This is a genomic window from Pseudomonas mendocina, assembly GCF_003008615.1.
Classification (GTDB): Bacteria; Pseudomonadota; Gammaproteobacteria; order Pseudomonadales; family Pseudomonadaceae; genus Aquipseudomonas; species Aquipseudomonas mendocina_C.
In genome coordinates, this window is record NZ_CP027657.1 from 4,586,886 (window position 1) to 4,605,099 (window position 18,214).

The 18,214-nt window shown below is 61.4% G+C and carries 7 protein-coding genes; 3 read left to right on the forward strand and 4 right to left on the reverse strand.

Annotation, left to right across the window (positions count from 1 at the left end; all coding sequences use genetic code 11):
• The first annotated feature begins 447 nt into the window (after positions 1 to 447).
• Positions 448 to 11,508, forward strand: coding sequence for a retention module-containing protein (locus tag C7A17_RS21235; protein WP_106740173.1), 11,061 nt, complete (start codon positions 448 to 450; stop codon positions 11,506 to 11,508).
• A 152-nt stretch (positions 11,509 to 11,660) separates the two neighbouring features.
• The gene (locus C7A17_RS21240; RefSeq protein WP_106740175.1) at positions 11,661 to 12,002 is read left to right on the forward strand and encodes a tryptophan synthase subunit beta; all 342 of its coding nucleotides are present in this window, start codon (positions 11,661 to 11,663) and stop codon (positions 12,000 to 12,002) included.
• Positions 12,003 to 12,101: 99 nt separating this feature from the next.
• Here C7A17_RS21240 and lapD read toward each other — a convergent pair whose 3' ends face one another.
• The 4 genes from lapD to C7A17_RS21260 form a co-directional block, all read right to left on the reverse strand.
• Positions 12,102 to 14,042 carry a cyclic di-GMP receptor LapD gene (lapD, locus tag C7A17_RS21245; protein ID WP_106740178.1) on the reverse strand — a complete coding sequence of 647 codons (1,941 nt, stop codon included), beginning with the start codon at positions 14,040 to 14,042 and terminating at the stop codon, positions 12,102 to 12,104.
• 10 nt (positions 14,043 to 14,052) lie between these two features.
• The gene (gene lapG, locus C7A17_RS21250; protein WP_106740181.1) at positions 14,053 to 14,733 is read right to left on the reverse strand and encodes a cysteine protease LapG; all 681 of its coding nucleotides are present in this window, start codon (positions 14,731 to 14,733) and stop codon (positions 14,053 to 14,055) included.
• A gap of 164 nt (positions 14,734 to 14,897) precedes the next feature.
• Positions 14,898 to 15,296, reverse strand: coding sequence for a YbaN family protein (locus C7A17_RS21255; protein ID WP_106740183.1), 399 nt, complete (start codon positions 15,294 to 15,296; stop codon positions 14,898 to 14,900).
• A 15-nt stretch (positions 15,297 to 15,311) separates the two neighbouring features.
• Positions 15,312 to 15,896 carry a UPF0149 family protein gene (locus C7A17_RS21260; protein WP_106740186.1) on the reverse strand — a complete coding sequence of 195 codons (585 nt, stop codon included), beginning with the start codon at positions 15,894 to 15,896 and terminating at the stop codon, positions 15,312 to 15,314.
• Positions 15,897 to 16,068: 172 nt separating this feature from the next.
• Here C7A17_RS21260 and recQ point away from each other — a divergent pair, with 172 nt between their 5' ends.
• The gene (gene recQ / locus C7A17_RS21265; protein ID WP_106743089.1) at positions 16,069 to 18,201 is read left to right on the forward strand and encodes a DNA helicase RecQ; all 2,133 of its coding nucleotides are present in this window, start codon (positions 16,069 to 16,071) and stop codon (positions 18,199 to 18,201) included.
• Positions 18,202 to 18,214: the final 13 nt, after the last annotated feature.

Sequence of the window (18,214 nt, forward strand, 5' to 3'; positions counted from 1 at the left end):
TGGCGTTTCTCCTTACTGATGTTCTTATCGTGTCGCCAAAAAAATGGCTCTTTTGCCTATCAAACCGTTTCAGGCTTGTAACATCACAGCTAAGAACAACTTTTTGAGAAGCTAAGAAGATTTTTTCACAAGCCATATTCAGAAAAAATCTTATGAAGTCTGCGAAAAGCAGCACATTGTTTGAGCCTATGAGCTGCGCAAGTCCTCATTCCTTGTGGCTTGCACGGCTGAAATGGGTAGTCAGGCATCGAAAGGGCGGGGATTCATCTGATGGAGTAGTTCGACGCATGCTGTGGTGACATTTTTTTGTCGGTAGCGTTTTTGGGATTTTGCGCCGTTCCATTTCAATCAGTTGTCTTGATTCTCTCCTCGGCTGCGAAAAGGTGTTCTGACCCTTTTGCTAGGTACGTGTCGGCGGTGGTCGGCAGCTGTAGTGAGGATGGAATCATGGCTACTCTAATTGGTGTCGTCAGTCAGGTTGTCGGCGAGGTGTTCGCAGTAGCGAGCGACGGATCGCGCCGGCCAATCAGCGAAGGTGATCGGGTCTATGCGGGCGAGCAACTGGTCACCGGAGTTTCTGGTGCGGTTGCGGTGGCCATGACCAACGGGCAGCAACTGACCCTGGGTCGGGACAGCAGTATCAGCCTCGATACGCAGATGATCGCGGATCGTGGCGAGTCTCAGGCTCCGGTCGTCGAAACCCCACCGACTGCCCCCAGTGATGACGACCTCACCGATGTCGAGCGTCTGCAGGCTGCCATCGAAGCGGGCGATGACCCGACCCAGCAAGGTGAGGCCACGGCGGCTGGCCCCGGGGCTGGTGCGGGTGGCGCCGGCGGCGCAGGCGGTGGCCACTCGTTCGTGCTGCTCAGCGAGGTAGGCGGGGCACTCGACCCGGTGATCGGCTTCCCCACTGCAGGGTTGCCAGGAGGGCCGGAATTTCCAGAGGCTCTGCCAATCGCTACCGCCGACCCTGAAGTGGATGGCATTCCCACGGGCGGCACTGCCTCGAACACGGTCGACGAAGATGGCTTGCCGGACGGTATCGTCGGTGGGGTGAACGATCTGGATGGCGAGGCGACGGTCGTCACTGGTTTGCTCGGCTACAGTTTTGGCCCCGATGGGCCGGGCAGTTTCACCTGGTCGACCGCTGGATTGGCGGATATGGACATCAGCTCGGGCGGCACGCCGCTGACCTACCAGGTGAGCGCGAATGGCCTGACCCTCACTGCTTACGCCGGAGAAACGGTTGTGTTCGTCGCTCAGGTCACCAACCTGACAACCGGTGCCTACCAGTTCGAACTGTTCGCGCCACTCGACCATGCGGCTCCGCCGCTTGGTGGCAGCGACGAAAACGACATCCTCTACCTGTTCAACTACACCATCACAGATGGCAACGGCACGCCAGCCAGCGGCAGCCTGAGTATTCTGGTGGACGATGACAGCCCTGCGCTGGCAGGTGGTGAGGAGCGTCCGTTCATCAGGGAAGTGGTCAACGAAGACGCCCTGGGCAGTGGCAATGCCGAGCCTGGCAGCATTCCGGAGCAGAAGACCCAGATCATCGGCGACCCCGGCACCCTGGATGCGCTGGTCAACTTCGGCGCTGACGGTCGTGGTGGCTTCCAATTGAGCACGAACCCTGACGCGTTGGCCGATCTACAGGCGCTGGGGCTCAAGTCTGGCGGCGATAAACTCGTTTATTCCGTCTCCACGGATGGCACGACCCTGACGGCCATAACCGAGGCAGGAGGCACTCCGATCTTCACCCTGCAGGTGAACCCCGATGGTGGCTACGTATTCACCCTGCTGGGGCCGATCGATCACCCACGTGCCGATGGTGACGATTCCGAGCGACTAGGCGACGTTAGCCTGGCGCTGGATTTCTCCAAACTGCTGATCGCCACCGACTACGATGGTGACGCGGTACCGGGCGGTTTCAACGCCGGCAGCTTCGTGATCGATGTCGAGGATGACGTGCCGGTGCTGGTCGACGATGGCATCGACAACAGCCTGACTCTGACCTATCAAGGAGGTGATGCTGGCTACGGCAACAGCTATGGCTACTACATCAAGGGGGCGGATGGGCTTCCGGTCAGTGGCCAGATCGTCTGGAACAATACCTCCGCTCTCAGTGATGGTGATTCGGTGACCTTGCACGGGCTCGATCCTAGCGAGGTGGGGTTCTTCATCATTCCCAATGGCGCGGCCAACGAGATCGCCAATGGCGCCGAAGTGACCTTCCAACTGGTGGATGGCCAGTGGCAAGCCTTCATTGGCGATACGCCTTTGGTCGGCGAGGGCGGCGCCAATGTCATATTCGACAATCCGACGCTCAATCCCGACGGCAAATCCCATGTCGAGGACAACGGCGCTCCGGGCAACCAGAACTGGGAAGACGTCAACGCCGGTGGCGACAACGATTACAACGACGTCAACATCCAGGCCACCTGGACGACCAAGGCACCGGTCGGCGGCACCGTGCACGAGGATCAACTGGAAGCGCCGAATCAAGGCAACCCGGAAGCTGGCCAGCGTCTGGTGATCAGCACCGATGGCGGTGCCGGCAGCCTCATGGCACTCGTCAAGTTCGGTGCTGACGGCCCCGGTGCATTCGGCTTGGCAGACAGTACCGCAGTGACTGCCGAGCTTGCCGCTCAGGGCGTCAAGTCGGGTGGCCAGGCGCTGGTCTATACGGTCAGCGAGAGTTTCGATGACAGCGGCAATTTGCTCAGTACCACGCTGACCGCCACGGCGGCCGAGGGCGTGGGCGGTTACCCGGTATTCACGCTGGTGGTGAATGCCAATGGCAGTTTCAGCTTCGAGTTGCAGGGGCCGATCGATCATCCGCGCGCCGATGGTGACGACAGCGAACTGTGGTCGTCGAAGGGCGGTATCGGTATCGACTTCACTCAACTGTTCACCGCCACCGATGGTGACGGTGATCCGCTGCGACTGCCCGAAGGTGCGAAAGGCCTGTTCGTCATCAATATTCAGGATGATGTGCCGCTGCCAGCCCAGCCCAACCCGCAACAGCCGGTGGTCGGTGGCCTGGTGCATGAAGATGCGTTGGGTAGCGGCAATGCCGAACCCGGTAGTGAACCGCAACAAACCCTGACCGCCGAAGGCGGGCCGCGCACGCTGGATGCGCTGGTCAACTTCGGCGCCGATGGTCGCGGTGGTTTCCACCTGAGCCAGGAGCCCGGCGCGCTGTCCGGTTTGCAGGCGCTCGGCTTGACCTCCGGTGGTGTGGCGCTGTTCTACGCCGTGTCGGCGGACGGCACCACATTGACCGCCAGCGCGGGTGAGGGTGGCACTCCGGTCTTCACCCTGCAGGTCGGCACCGATGGTAGCTACCTGTTCACCCTCAAGGGGGCTCTGGATCACGAGGATCCGAGCGGTATCGACTCGGAAACCCTGGGCGACAACAACCAGGCGCTGGATTTCTCTGGTGTATTGGTGGCCACCGATGGCGATGGCGACCCGATTGCCGCAGGTTTCCCGCCTGGCAGCTTCGTCATCGACGTGGAAGATGACGTGCCGATTCTCAAGACGATCGATCCGCAGCAGCCTGCTCTGGGCGGCACCGTGCACGAGGATCTGTTGACCAGTCCGAACGCGGGCAACCCGGATGGCGGTACGCAGACGCTGGTTGTCAGCACCGAAGGTGGCGCCGGTAATCTGAGTTCACTGGTTTCCTTCGGAGCCGATGGCCCGGGGGCCTTTGGATTGGTCGAAAGCGGTACTGCGACAGGGCTGCTCAATGCTCAGGGGCTCACCTCGGGCGGGGAAAGTCTGGTCTATGACGTGGTTGAAACCCGCGTCGACGGCAAACTGGTCAGCACCACGCTGACTGCAGTTTCCGCTGACAGTCTGGGCAATTACCCGGTGTTCACTCTGGTGGTGAATGCCGATGGCAGTTTCAGCTTCACGTTGCAGGGGCCGATCGATCACCCGGTTGCCGACGGCAACGACGGTGAGCTGTGGGCCAACGACGGGGCGTTCGGCATCGACTTCACCCAGCTGTTCACCGCCACCGATGGCGACGGCGACCGCCTGCAACTGCCGGAGGGCACCACTGGCCTGTTCGTCATCAATGTCCAGGATGACGTGCCGGAATTGGTCGTCAGCGAGCCGGACTACAGCCTGACCCTGACCTACAAGGGCGGTGATGCGTCGATGTTCAATAGCTACGGCTATTACATCAAGAACGCAGACGGTACGCCGGCCAGTGGAGAGATCATCTGGAGCAATACGCGTTTCCTTGGAGTTGGCACCACCACCACGCTGGAAGGGCTCGATCCGGATAGCGTCGGCTTCTTCATCATCCCCAACGGCGCCTTCAATGGTGTCAGTAACGGTACTGAGGTTACCTTCCAACTGGTCGATGGCCAGTGGCAGGCCTTTGTCGGCGGCAGCGCACTTAATGGTGGCGGTGGCGCGCCGGTGATCTTCGACAACCCGGCGCTGAATCCCAATGGCAAACCCCATGTCGAGGATAACGCCGCGCCCGGCAACCAGAACTGGGAAGACGTCAACAACGGCAACAGCGACAACGACTACAACGACGTCAATATCCAGGCCACCTGGACGGCCAAGACGCCGCCTGCCATCGGTGGCACGGTGCATGAAGACAAGCTGATGGCCCCCAATGTCGGTAATCAGGAGTCTGGGCAGACGCTGGTCATCAGCACGGCTGGCGGTGCCGGCACGCTGGCCTCGCTAGTGGCCTTCGGTGCCGACGGGCCCGGTAGTTTCGGTCTGGTAGACAGCGCCACGGTTGCTTCGCAGCTGAACGAGCAGGGGCTGACCTCCGGCGATAAGCCGCTGGTCTATACGGTCAGCGAAAGCTTCGATGACGACGGCAATCTGCTCAGCACCACGCTGACCGCTACGGCTGCCGCGGACGTTGGTGGCTATCCGGTATTCAGCCTGGTGATCAATGCCGATGGCAGTTTCACTTTCACCCTGCAAGGGCCGATCGACCATCCGCAGGCCGACGGCAATGACAGTGAGCTGTGGTCGAGCGCTGGCCAGATCGGCATCGACTTCACTCACCTGCTGGACATCACCGATGGCGACGGCGATCCGCTGAACATCCCCGAAGGTGTTGGCGGCCTGTTCGTGATCAATATCGAGGACGATGTGCCGACCCTGAGTCTCGGGGTCAATACGCAGGCGCTGGCTCAGCTGGAAGTAGCGTTGGACGAAACCCGTGGCAATCAGGATCGCTACGCTGCCAACGATAACCAGAGTCAGGGCTACGTGAACGACGACAATGGCGCGTTGGCCAAGGTCACCACTCAGCTTGCGGGTGGCCTGACCTCGCTGTTCACCATCGGGGGGGCAGCCGGGGCGGATGGCGAGGCTTCGCTCAACGGTAAGCTGAGCTTCTCCGGAGTGCCGCCCCAAGGGTTGGCCACTAGCTTGTCGGCCACCGATGGCGGTGCCATCCGCCTGTTCGTCGACCCGGCCAACAGCCAGGTGGTCAGGGGTGTCGATGCCACTGGCGATACGGTCTTCACCATCGCCATCGTCACTGTCGATGGTCAGCCGCAACTGCAGACCACGCTGTTCGAAGCGATCCGTCATCCGGACAACGATCAGCGTTTCGACGAGGCGGTCGATCTGCTGATCAAACATCAGGGCTCGCTGCAGCTGCAGTATCAGGTCACCCGTGTCGATGGTGATGGTGACGCGGTGACCCGTACCGCGAAGGTCGAGCTTGCCGGCGGCAATTCGTCCTACTTCTCCTTCCAGGACGACGGCCCGAAAATCATCAAGTTCGAGCTGGGCCACAGCGTCAAGCTATATGTCGATGAGTCGGTTGGTTCTGCTGGTTCCAACCAGAATGAACCCGGCCAGGCTGCACCGAATGACGAGCAGGGCCACGGCAATGTGCTGGGTTACGCCCGGATCGACGGCGAGAATCTGTTCAAGCTGATCGCCGATGGTGGTTCGGATGGCTTGGACAGCGGCCGTACCCGCTTCTCCCTGAGTCTTGCCAGCAATGGTGTGGACTCCGGGCTGAATGCCACGGCCGGCGGCGACATCCTGCTGTACAAGGAAGCCGATGGCAGCATTCTGGGTAAAGCCAATGGCGTTACGGTGTTCAAGATCAGCGTCAATGCCGCTGACGGTAGCGTGACCCTGGTGCAGTACAAGGCCATCGCTCATGGCGACACCAGCAGCCATGACGAGCTGGCGCTGCTCAGGGATGGCGTGCTGAAACTGAACGTGACCGTCTATGACAAGGACGGCGACCCGCAGAGCGCCAGCCTGGATCTGGGCAAGGTGGTCGGCTTCGAGGACGACGGCCCGAAAATCACCAAGTTCGAGCTGCAGCATGGCACCAAGCTGTATGTCGACGAATCGCTGGGAACCACAGGTTCCAGCCAGAACGAGAATGGCCAGGTCGCGCCGAACGATGAGCAAGGCCATGGCGATGTGCTCGGCTATGCCAGCATCGACGGCAAGGATCTGTTCAAGCTCACGGTGGATGCAGGTTCGGATGGCCAGGACACGTCGCGTACTCGTTACGAGTTGAATCTGAGCCAGGACGGCGTGGACTCCGGGCTGGATGCTACCGCAGGTGGTGATATTCGCCTGTACAAGGATGCCGACGGCAACGTGCTGGGTGTGGCCAACGGCGTCACGGTATTCAAGGTCAGCGTCAATGCCGGCAGTGGCAGTGTGACCCTCGTGCAATACGAGGCCATCGCCCATGGCAATACCAGCAACCATGACGAACTGGCGTTGATCAAAGACGGCGTGTTGAAACTCGGTGTGACCGTCTATGACAAGGATGGCGATTCTCACAGTGCCAGTCTGGATCTGGGCAAGGTAGTCGGTTTCGAGGACGATGGCCCCTCCGCAGGCATCACCAATGCCGCCTACGCGCTGGACGATGAAGGTCTGCCCAATGGCATCAACGGTGGTGAGGGCGATGTAACGGGGACGAACACCACGGTCTCTGGCACGCTGGTATTCGACGCCGGCTCCGATGGCCTGCGTGGCATCTCCTTGTCTGGGCCGAGCGTATTGGGCACTGAGAACGTCACCTCGACCTGGAATGCCGACAGCAAAACGCTGACCATCAGCAGCGCCGCGCGCGGTACGCTGGTGACCGTGGTGCTGACCGACCCGGCGCTTGGCAAGTACGAGCTGGAATTGCATCAGCCCCTGATGCACGCGACTGGCCAGGACGAAAACGACATCACGCTGCAGATCGGCTACACCGTGACCGACGGTGACGGTGATACCGCCGAGGGCAAGCTTGTGGTCACTGTCGACGACGACACCCCGACCATTCAGGCCATGCAGCCGGGCTTCGAGTCGCAGGCCACCTTCCTCGGCAGCGACGCTGGCTATCACAACAGCTATGGCTATTACTCGCGAGATGCCGACGGTAATCCATCCGTGGGCAAGGTGATCTGGGCTGATGTGAAGGCGCAGGCGGCGGGAACCACCTTCGATCTGGATGGGCTCGATCCGAGTGAGGTCGGCTTCTTCATCATCCCCAATGGTGCCGCCAATGCTGCCTTGAGCAATGGCGCCGAACTGATCTTCCAGCAGGACGCCGATGGCAACTGGCAGGCCTTGCTGGGCGGGGTGCCACTGACCGGTGCCGGCGGTGCCAACGTGCTGTTCGACCGCGCCGAGTTCAACCCTGGCGGCTCGCATCTGCAGGACAACGGCGAACCAGGGAACCAGAACTGGGAGGATCTCACCGCCGCTCCCGACTATGACTACAACGACGTCAACACCAACGTGACCTGGGGCATGCCGCTGCAGGTGGACGAGACCTATCTGGGCACGCCGGATGCAACGGTCAGCCGCAACTTCAGCTCGGCCTTCAATGCCGAGTATGGTGCCGACGGCCCAGGCTCTCTGGTCTACGCACTGGTGATCAAATCGCCGAACTCCGGGCTGGTCGATACCGAGAGCGATGAAGCGGTCAAGCTGGCGTTCAACGGCTCGGTGCTGGAGGGCCGTACGGAAAACGGTAACCAACTGGTCTTCACCCTGAGCGTCGATGCCGCAGGACTGGTGACCCTGACGCAGCTAAGGGCCGTGTTTCATCCCACCGCCCAACCGGATGAATTGCACCTGCTGGGCAGTGACAAGATCGGGCTGCAGGCCACCATCACCGATGCAGACGGCGATCAGGATTCGTCCAGTATCGACCTGGGTAAGGTGCTGGGCTTCCGTGATGACGCACCGATGGCGGTCAACGATGAGATCGTCGGTGAGGTCTCACGTACGGCAGTCGATCAGGTGGTCGGCAACATCAACGACCTCACCGGCAACGACAGCTTTGGCAACGATGGCAAGGCCAGCGTCGCGCCGGTACAGATCATCGGCCAGGGCAGTCAGGGCGGTACGCTGGTCATCGACACCAATGGCAATCTGGTCTACAGCGCCGGCAGTGGTGCCAGCGCAGGTACGGAGGTGTTCACCTATCAGATTACTGACGGCGATGGCGACGTTTCCACGGCCACCGTGACCCTCACGCTTGCTGGCAATGACCCGGTCGGTGGCCAGGCCTTCGGCAGCGTCGACGAGGATGGCTTGCCCCATGGCTTGGCCGGAGGTCCCAACGACCTGCCTGGCGAAGCCACCACGGCCAGTGGGGCGCTCGGTTATCAGGTGGACAGCTTCGGTGGTTTCGCCTGGGATGCCAGTGGGCTTGGCAGCCTGTCCTCAGGAGGCTCTGCGCTTAATTACCAGCTCAGTGCCGATGGCAAGACCCTGAACGCCTTCGATACCGGTGGCAATCCGGTCTTCACTCTCAGCCTGACCAACTCGGATACCGGGCAATACAGCTTCAAGCTGTTCAAACCGCTCGATCATCCGGCACCGAGCATTGCCGGTACGGCAGACGAGAACGACCTGAACCTGGCCTTCTCCTACAAGGTCTGGGATTCCGCTGCACCTTCGGCTCCGGCCACGGGTAGCCTGACCATCACGGTGGATGACGACTCGCCGGCCACGCCCGATGACATCGCCAAGTCCGCCAGCGAACCGCAAGGCATCCACACCAACCTCATGGTGGTGCTGGATCTGTCCGGCAGCATGGACGATGCCCCGTCGGGTGTCAGTGGTTTCAGCAGCAAGCTGGCGCTGGCCAAGGATGCCGTGCAGCGTCTTATCGACAGCTACGACAACCTCGGCGACGTGATGGTGCGCATCGTGACCTTCTCCAACAGCGCGAGTGCTGTGGGCAATGTCTGGATGACCGCCGTCGATGCCAAGGCCTGGCTCACCGACCTGGCCAACAACGCCGGCAATGGCTCGACCAACTATGACGATGCGCTGATCAAGGCGATGAATGCCTACGATTCGTCCGGCAAGCTCACCGGCGCAGGGGTACAGAACGTTTCGTACTTCCTCTCCGATGGTCAACCAACCCTGTCCAACGCCAACCCGGGCAGCAACAACAGTGGCAGCCAGTACAACCCGGAACTGGGCGATGGCATTGGTGCGGGCGAGGAGGCGGACTGGATCGCCTTCCTCACGGCCAAGGGCATCAAGTCCTATGCGCTGGGCATGGGGCTGGGCAGTGACCTCGACAAGACCCTGCTCAACCCCATCGCCTATGACGGCAAGGCGGGCGCCAACACCGATGGCATCCTGGTCTCCAACCTCAACCAGCTCAACGACACCCTGCAGGGCACGGTGACGGGTACGGTGATCTCCGGCAACCTGATCAGCGAAGGCAGCAATGGCTTCGGTGCCGATGGCCCGGCTCTGCAGCCGGTTGCCGCGATCACTCACAACGGTGTGACGTACACCAGCGAGTCGGCTGCCTACGATGCCACGAGCCATACGCTGACCTTCACCACCGCAGGTGGTGGCTCGTTCAGCGTCAACCTGGACACCGGGGCTTACACCTATAACTTCAACGGCGATGTCGCCGAGGATGTGACGGATACCATCCGCTACACCCTGATCGATCGGGATGGCGATGCAGTGTCCGCTGACCTGAAGCTGACCATTACCGACAGCAGCGAGGTCTATGCCTACGATAACTACAACCAGGCCATCGTTGGGCAGAAATGGGTCACGCCCGACCCGGTAACCAAGGTGCTGGCGGATTTTTCCAGTACCAGCAATCCTGCCTCGTCCGGGCCCAACTACAACCCCTGGATATTCGATACCACCGACAACGGCAACGTGAGTGGCAATGAAACCACGGTGATCCCGCAGGCCGATGTGATGGCTGTGGTGGGCAGCAAGTGGGGTGTTACCGCTGTCAACTCGTCCAATGGCGTCAGCGTGCAGGGCAATGCCCTTCAGCTCATCGACAGCGATCGGAGCGCCGGTGTCAGTACCAAGGCTGCAACACCGACCTTCGAAGTGGCCGAGGGCAGTACGGCTAAGGTCTCCTTCGATCTGGGCAGCATCAGCAACTTCAGTAGCAGTGGCTCGGGAGACCAGTTCACCTGGACGTTGTACAAGCAGAACGGCAGTGCCTGGACGCCGGTGCAGAGCGGCACCCATGCATCCAGTAACTCGACTACTGTCACCAGCAACAGCGTGGGCGAGGGTATTTATCGCCTTTACTTCGAGGTTAATGATCGCACCAACAACAGCAGCAGCTTCCGTGTCCGGGTGGACAACATCACGCTGATCACCGTGGCAGCCGCGATGCTGGTCGACACTGCCACGGCGGTAGCGGGCAACGTGCTGACCGATGCCAACAATTACCTCTACAGCGACCATCCATGGGGTGCGGTGGATAGCAAGGGTAGTGAGGGGGCGACGCTCAGCGTGCTGGATAACGGCAGCTTCGTGGCCGTGAGCACCTCGAAAACCATCGACGGGCAGTGGGGCAGCCTGCTGTTGCACAGCGACGGCTCCTACACCTACACGCCGGATCCCGACTACGCCAACCTAGGCAAGGAAGATGTCTTCACCTACCAGTTGACCCAGCCTGATGGCGACGTCAGCACGGCGCGCCTGGTGGTCGGTATCGGCTCCAGCGTCGCGGTGCAGCCCAATGTGGTTATGGGTCATGAAGCGCTCAACGACACCTTGTTGGGAAGCGAAGGCAGTGACGTGCTGCTGGGGTTGGGCGGTAACGATACGCTCCATGGTCTGGGTGGCAATGATCGTCTGGAGGGCGGTGATGGCAATGACACCCTGATCGGCGGCAAGGGCAACGACATCCTCATTGGTGGTGCCGGCAACGACACCTTCGTGTGGAACGCCGATGATCGTGGTGGCAACTATCACGACATCGTCAAGGACTTCGGTAATGGCGAGGACAAGCTGGATCTGTCGCAACTGTTGCAGGGCGTCACTGATCCTGGGAGCGCCGATGTGTTGACCCAGTACCTCAGCTTCGACTTCGTCAGCGAGCCGGGCAGTACGGTGATCAACATCGCCAGCGCAGGCAGTGGTGCACCGGTGGATCAGACCATCACCCTGGAAAACACCATTTTGTCCGGTGGAAATGCAGCGGAGGTCATCCAGGGCATGCTGGACAACGACCAACTGGTTGCCTGAGGCATGAGAGAAAGCTGCCAGCGTTGTGCTGGCGGCTGCTCAGATACAAGGAAATGCTTATCAGAGTTTCCTTAGTTCGAGCACTCAACTAGAGTAAGCCCGCTACCCGTTTCGGGTGGCGGGCTTTTTTATGGCGTTTGCTGGAGGCACCGATGGTTTACGTACAGCGTGACGCTGCCGGGCGTTTGTTGCGGGTTGAGCATGAGCCCTTCGAAGGGATGACGGAAAACCTGGCGGTCGAAAGCGAGGAGTTGCTGACCTGGCTGACAGCCAAGGAGGAGGTCAAGGCGCGTCTGGACAGCCTGAAACAATCCGACCTGGAGCTGGTGCGCGTGCTGGAAGACGTGGTCAGCGTACTGGTAGAACGCGGCGTCATTCGTTATACCGACCTGCCCGAAGCAGCCCGCCAGAAACTCGATCAGCGTGCCATTGCCCGTGCCGAGATCGAAGGCTTGAGTGGCCTGCTTGGTGATGATGATCACCATCTGGTGTAGATCCACGAGCTTAGGTGGGTGTGGGGCCGTCTAGGCCGTTTACGGCGGTCTCGCCGAAACGATCCGCGAAGAATCACCGTATCAGCATAGTCAGCTGGCTCACTGCCAGGGTGCTGGAGCGCCAATCAGGCGGCCCATGGCGCCGTGCACGCCCAACTCGGTCAACACTTCCAGTTCCCCCTGCGTTTCCACCATTTCTGCGATCAGCGGCAGATCGATGCTGTTGGTCGCGCGGAAAATCGCCTCGATGAACAGCCGTTTGTCGCCCTCCTGATCGATGGCGCGGATATAGGTGCCGTCGATCTTCAGGTAGGCCAGCCCAAGGTGGGTGAGGTTACCGATCAGGCTGAAACGCCCACCGAAGTGCTGTAGCCCCAGACCGTAGCCGGCTTCGCGCAGGCTCTGGCTCAGGGCTTCCAGCTCCGCTGGCGGTGGCAGGTGGCGCTCGTCGACCTCCAGGGTCAGCAGGCTGGCCTGTTCCGGATGCTCCTTGAGCAGTGCCAGAAGCTTTGCCCGCTTGGCAGGTTCACGCAGGATCGCGGCGGACAGACTCAGAGCCAGTGGCTCGGGGTGATCGCTCAGGTGGGTGAGGGCATGCTCGAGCATTGCCAGGTCGAAACGAGCGCTCCAGCCGAGGCGTTCGATCCAGGGCAGGAAGCGTCCGGCAGCGATGGCTTCGCCCTCCGGATCGAGCAGGCGCGCGAGTACCTTGCGTTGCAGGAGCTTGCCTGAAACGCATTCGACTACCGGTTGGAAGTACAGCTGCAACTTGCCCTGATTCAACGCATCGTCGATCCAGCCGCGCCAGTCGTGCAGGCCCTGGCCGTTCTGGGCCGTGAAGTCATCGAGGCGCTCCCAGCACCTGGCAGCATTGCTCTGCGCCTGAGCCAATGCCTGATCGGCGCGACCGATCACGTTGCCAGGCTCTTCTCCCGGACGAAACGCCGCGATACCGAGATGGGCAACTGGATTGCAGTCACTGGCGCCGGTCTGGCGCAGGTTGTTCAGGTGTTCGCTGATCTCTTCGGCAAGGCGATCCGCATCGTCGCTACTCAGGCCCGGCGCGAGCAGGGTGAATTCGCCGCCGCGACTGCGCGAGGCCAGCCACTCGCTGCGTCCTGGGCCGTCCAACAGTCGTTTGAGTAGTTCACCCAGTGCGCCAATCAGTGCATCGGTACGCTGGCCGCCAAGACGCTGGTTGAGGCCACCCAGATCGTTGACGCGCAGCAGCAGCAGGTAGCCCTCTGCGTTCTGCTCGTTGAGCAGCAGTTGATTGTTCAGGCGAATGTCGAACTGGCGGCGGTTGGCCAGGCCGGTGAGGCTGTCCTGGTAGGCTTCTTCGCGCAGTTTTTCGCTGCGCGCGGCCTCTTCGGCGAACAGTGTCTTGAGCTTGTCGACCATCTGGTTCATGGCCAGTACCACGCGCTTGAGTTCTGGCGTGCGCGGCACGCGGGGCAGGGTTAGGAACTCGCGGCGGCTGATGGCCTGGGCCTGCTGCACCATGTTGTCCAGCGGGCGCAGCTGGGTGCGCAGCAGCCAGCCACCGAGCACGGCGCTGACCAGGCCGCAGAGCAATAGCCAGAGCAAGCTGCCAATGGCACTGTCCCACAGTCGAGCGAGGGCGAATTGCGGGTGGCTGAGCACTTCGACCCGTGCGGCCTGTTCCCAGCCGCGCATGATCAGTGCATCACCGCCTTGCGGATGCAGGTCGACCAGATTGGCGAACCAGTCCGGCACGTTTTCCGTCTCGATGCTGGTCGTGCGCTCGACCATCACCGTGCCGTCGGCGATGTTCACTACGCGGATACTGGCGAAATAGCCGCTGTCGAAGATCGAGCTGACCATCAACTCGACCATCGCCGGATCATCCACGTGCGGTGTCAGCGACAGGCCCAGCGCCGTGGCGGCATCCTGTGCGTGTGAGCGCAGTTGACTGAGTGACTGTTCGCGCGAACTCTCGACACTGGCAATGAAACTGCCGGTGAAGGCGACGACCAGGAACAGGCAGATGGCGAGGAACAGTTGTTTCAATAGGGACATGTGTCTTCTCCTAGCCTTCGCCCACGGCGAAACCTTCGGCATGCATTTTTTTCAGGATGTCCTGCCAGCGCGAGAGCTTCTTCGAGTCGCTCTTGCGGGTGTTCGAGCCTGGCAGGTAGAGGCCTTCGGCGTTGAAGGCGTAGACCGGCAACAAGTCCTTGCGCTGCGAGGCGGGGCGGATGTCGTTGATCAGGTTGTCCAGTACCAACGGCTCGGCGCTCGGGCTGGCGTAATAGGTCAGAACCATGTGCGCCTGGTTGTAATTGAGCGCCTTGACGTAGGTGATACGCAGCTTTTCGCTGGGTATGCCGAGGCGACGCAGGGTGAAGTACTTGGCGATGGAGTAGTCCTCGCAGTCACCGGCACCCTTGACCAGCGTTTCCACCGGGGTGGCCCAGTAGTCATTCTCGCGCCATAGCTGGATATCATCGACGAAGCGCACGGTGCGGTTGAAGAAGCGATTGACTTCAGTAAGCCTGTCGGCTTCGGTCAATGCGCTACTGGTCTTGATCAGCTCTTCCCAGTCGAGGATGCGTTTGCGTGCCGGGCCGAGTTCGCCGTAGCGACTTTCCGCGTTTTTCAGAACCACGGCGAAGTCCCAGTTGGCCAGCGCCAGGCCAGCCAGCAGCACGCCGCCGATCCATAGGATTGACAGATGCCAGCGCCATCCCTGAGTACGCAGCCGTCGCATGGGATCGTTGTCTCCAGGCTTGATGCGCAGAGTCTAGGCGAGGTGTCGGCTTTTTGCCGGCCGCTTCGCTGGAATGGAAGGGTACTGTCAAAAGGTTGTCGATGAGGCGTTCGCCACTCTTAGCCCGTATACAACCCGGGGCGGACTGCCACTTACACGGCGTCTCAGGGATTGGGCAACGTCTTTTGGCGCAGGATGTAGATGCTGACCAGCACGGCGCTGGTCAGCATGAAGGTGCGTGCCCAGAACATCGGCACGAGGTAGCAGGAGAACGCGATGCTCGCCCACATCAGGCTCAACGCATAGACCTTGGCCTTGCGCGGAATACCCTGGCCGTCGAGGTAGTCTCGAATCCATGGGCCGAGGCGCGGGTGCATCACCAGCCACAAATAGAAGCGCCGCGAGCTTCTGACGAAGCAGGCGGCAGCCAGCAGCAGGAAGGGAGTGGTTGGCAACACCGGCAGGAAGATGCCGATGACGCCCAGTGCTACGCTCAGCCAGCCCACCGCCAGTAGCGCGTAGCGCACGCTGCGGTGACGGCTCTCGCGGATTTCGCGGGGCATGGCCGAACGGCGTTATCAGTGGCGCGGCTTGAGCAGGGCAGGTTTTTCTTCCGGAGCCTGGCAGAGCAGGAAGAGGGCGGTGAGCAACTCGGGAATCTGGTCGATCATGCTGTCCACCAGGTCGTGGTCACGGGCGATTTCGGCGAACTCCTGTTGTTCGTCGAACAGGCCGGAACCCACCATGATCGGCAGCAGCAGCTCACTGACTTCGTCTTCGGCATCCTCGAACCAGATCGATTCACGCAGGAACACACCTTCCATGAAACCGATGCACCAACCGCGCAGGTCGGAGTCGTCCGGTTCGTCGCCCAGGTCGAGGTCGCACGGCAGCTCCGGCTCTTCCTCTCCGGCCAGTTGACGAGCGATGTGAGCTTTCAGGTGAATCAGCGTGCTCTCGATCTCTTCGCGTTCGGCATCGCTGCGGTAGTGCGGAGGCTCGGCGAACAGCGCGTCGATCCATTCGCGCTCGGGCACCTGCTCGGGGCAGATGGCCAGGGCGGTCAGGTAGCCATGGGCGGCCACGTAGTCCAACGCCTCTTCGTGCAGCTCATCGGCATCGAGAAAGGCTTGCAGGCGGGACAGTTGCTCAGCGAAGGACATCGTGGGGTTACCTTGAGGCTTAGGGGATAAACGAGGGTGGATTCTAGTCCACCACTGCCCCTGCGGCCAGCGCGGCGCGCGCTCAGGGCTGCGATTCAGCGGCTTCGGACGGGTAGGCGCCCTGTTGGTGTTCATCCTGCGGCATAATGCGCGGCTCGATTTGGAGGCCTTCATGCTCGACCACGCCCAGCGCATTCTCAAAGACGTTTTCGGCTACGACGCCTTTCGCGGCAACCAGGCCGCGATCATCGAGCGCGTGGCCGCGGGCGGCGATGCTCTGGTGCTGATGCCTACCGGTGGCGGCAAGTCGTTGTGCTTCCAGGTGCCGGCACTGATGCGCGAAGGCCTGGCGGTGGTGGTTTCGCCGCTGATCGCGTTGATGGACGATCAGGTGGCCACTCTCGACGAACTGGGGGTTGCCGCCGTTGCGCTGAACTCCACCCTGAGCGTCGATGAGCAGCGTGAGATTGCCGACCGTATCCGCCGTGGGCAGATCAAGATGCTCTACCTGGCGCCTGAACGTCTGGTTCAGCCGCGCATGCTGAGTTTCCTGCAGGGACTGGACATCGCCCTGTTCGCCATCGACGAAGCGCATTGCGTTTCGCAGTGGGGCCACGATTTTCGTCCGGAATACCTGCAGCTAGGCCAACTGGCGGAGCTGTTTCCCGAGGTGCCGCGTATCGCCCTGACCGCCACGGCGGACAAGCGCACCCGCGAAGAGATCGTTCAGCGTCTGCATCTGGACAACGCCGAGCGTTTTCTCTCGAGCTTCGATCGCCCGAACATCTTCTACCGTATCCAGCCCAAGGATCAGCCGCGCAAGCAGCTGCTGGGTTTTCTCGCCGCGCGCAAGGGTGATGCCGGTATCGTTTACTGCCTGTCGCGCAAGAAGGTCGAGGAGGTTGCCGACTTTCTCAGCAGCCAGGGCTTCCCGGCTTTGCCCTATCACGCCGGTCTGCCCAACGAGTTGCGTGCCTTCAATCAGAAGCGCTTTCTCAATGAGGAAGGCCTGATCATGGTAGCCACCATCGCCTTCGGCATGGGCATCGACAAGCCCAACGTGCGCTTCGTCTGCCACCTGGATCTGCCCAAGTCGCTGGAGGCCTACTACCAGGAGACCGGTCGCGCCGGTCGTGACGGTCTGCCGGCCGATGCCTGGATGGCCTACGGCCTGCAGGATGTGATCTTCCTCAAGCAGATGCTCAACAATTCAGAGGGCGATGAGCGCCACAAACGCATCGAGCAGCACAAGCTCGATGCCATGCTCGCCCTGTGCGAGGAGACGCGCTGCCGTCGTCAGGCGCTGCTGGCCTACTTCGATGAAGAGTTGCCCAACCCTTGTGGCCACTGCGACAACTGCATCGACGGCGTCGAGACCTGGGATGCCACCGAGCCGGCCCGTCAGGCGTTGTCGGCCGTCTATCGCAGTGGTCAGCGCTATGGCGTCGGCCATCTGGTGGACATTCTGCTCGGCCGCGACAACGAGAAAATCCGCGCTGCCGGCCACCAGCACCTCGCGGTGTTTGGCGTCGGCAAGGGTTTTTCCGAAGTCGAGTGGCGCACGCTGTTTCGTCAGTTGGTCGCGCGTGGTCTGGCCGATGTCGACCTGGACGGTTTTGGTGGCCTGCGCCTGGCCGAGAGTTGCAGACCGCTGTTGCGTGGCGAGGTCAGCCTGCAACTGCGCCGTGAGCCCAAGCCGGCGCAGGCGGCCAAGGCCTCCAGCAGCGCAGCCAGCCAACTGGTACGCGGCCACGAGCGGGAGATGTGGGAAGCACTGCGTAGCCTGCGCCGTAAGTTGGCGGAGGAGCACAGCGTGCCGCCGTACGTGATTTTCCCCGATGCCACGTTGTTGGAGATGCTGCGCAGCCAGCCCGGCTCGCTGAGCGAGATGGCCGAAGTCAGTGGCGTCGGTGCGCGCAAACTCGAACGTTACGGCCAGGCCTTCCTGGAGGTGCTCAATGGCGGCGCGGCAGACGAGGCGCCAGCTCCCGTTGCCGATCTACGTCATGAACTGGTCAGCCTGGCTCGCGCCGGCATGACCCCAGCGCAGATCGCCGGGCAACTGGGCTGTAGCGAGAAGAATGTCTACAGCCTGCTGGCCGAGGCCATCGCCCAGCAGCAACTGACCCTGGAGCAGGCGCTGGATCTGCCTGAAGAATTGCTCGGCGAGATTCAGGAAACCTTCCTCGACGGCGAGGGTGAGCTGCCGGCGGTGAGCGAAATTGCGCCGCTGTTCGCCGGCCGGGTCGACGAAGCGGTGCTCTATTGCGTGCGTGCCGCACTGCAGGCCGAGTTCGAAATGTAAGCCCTGCGCTGTG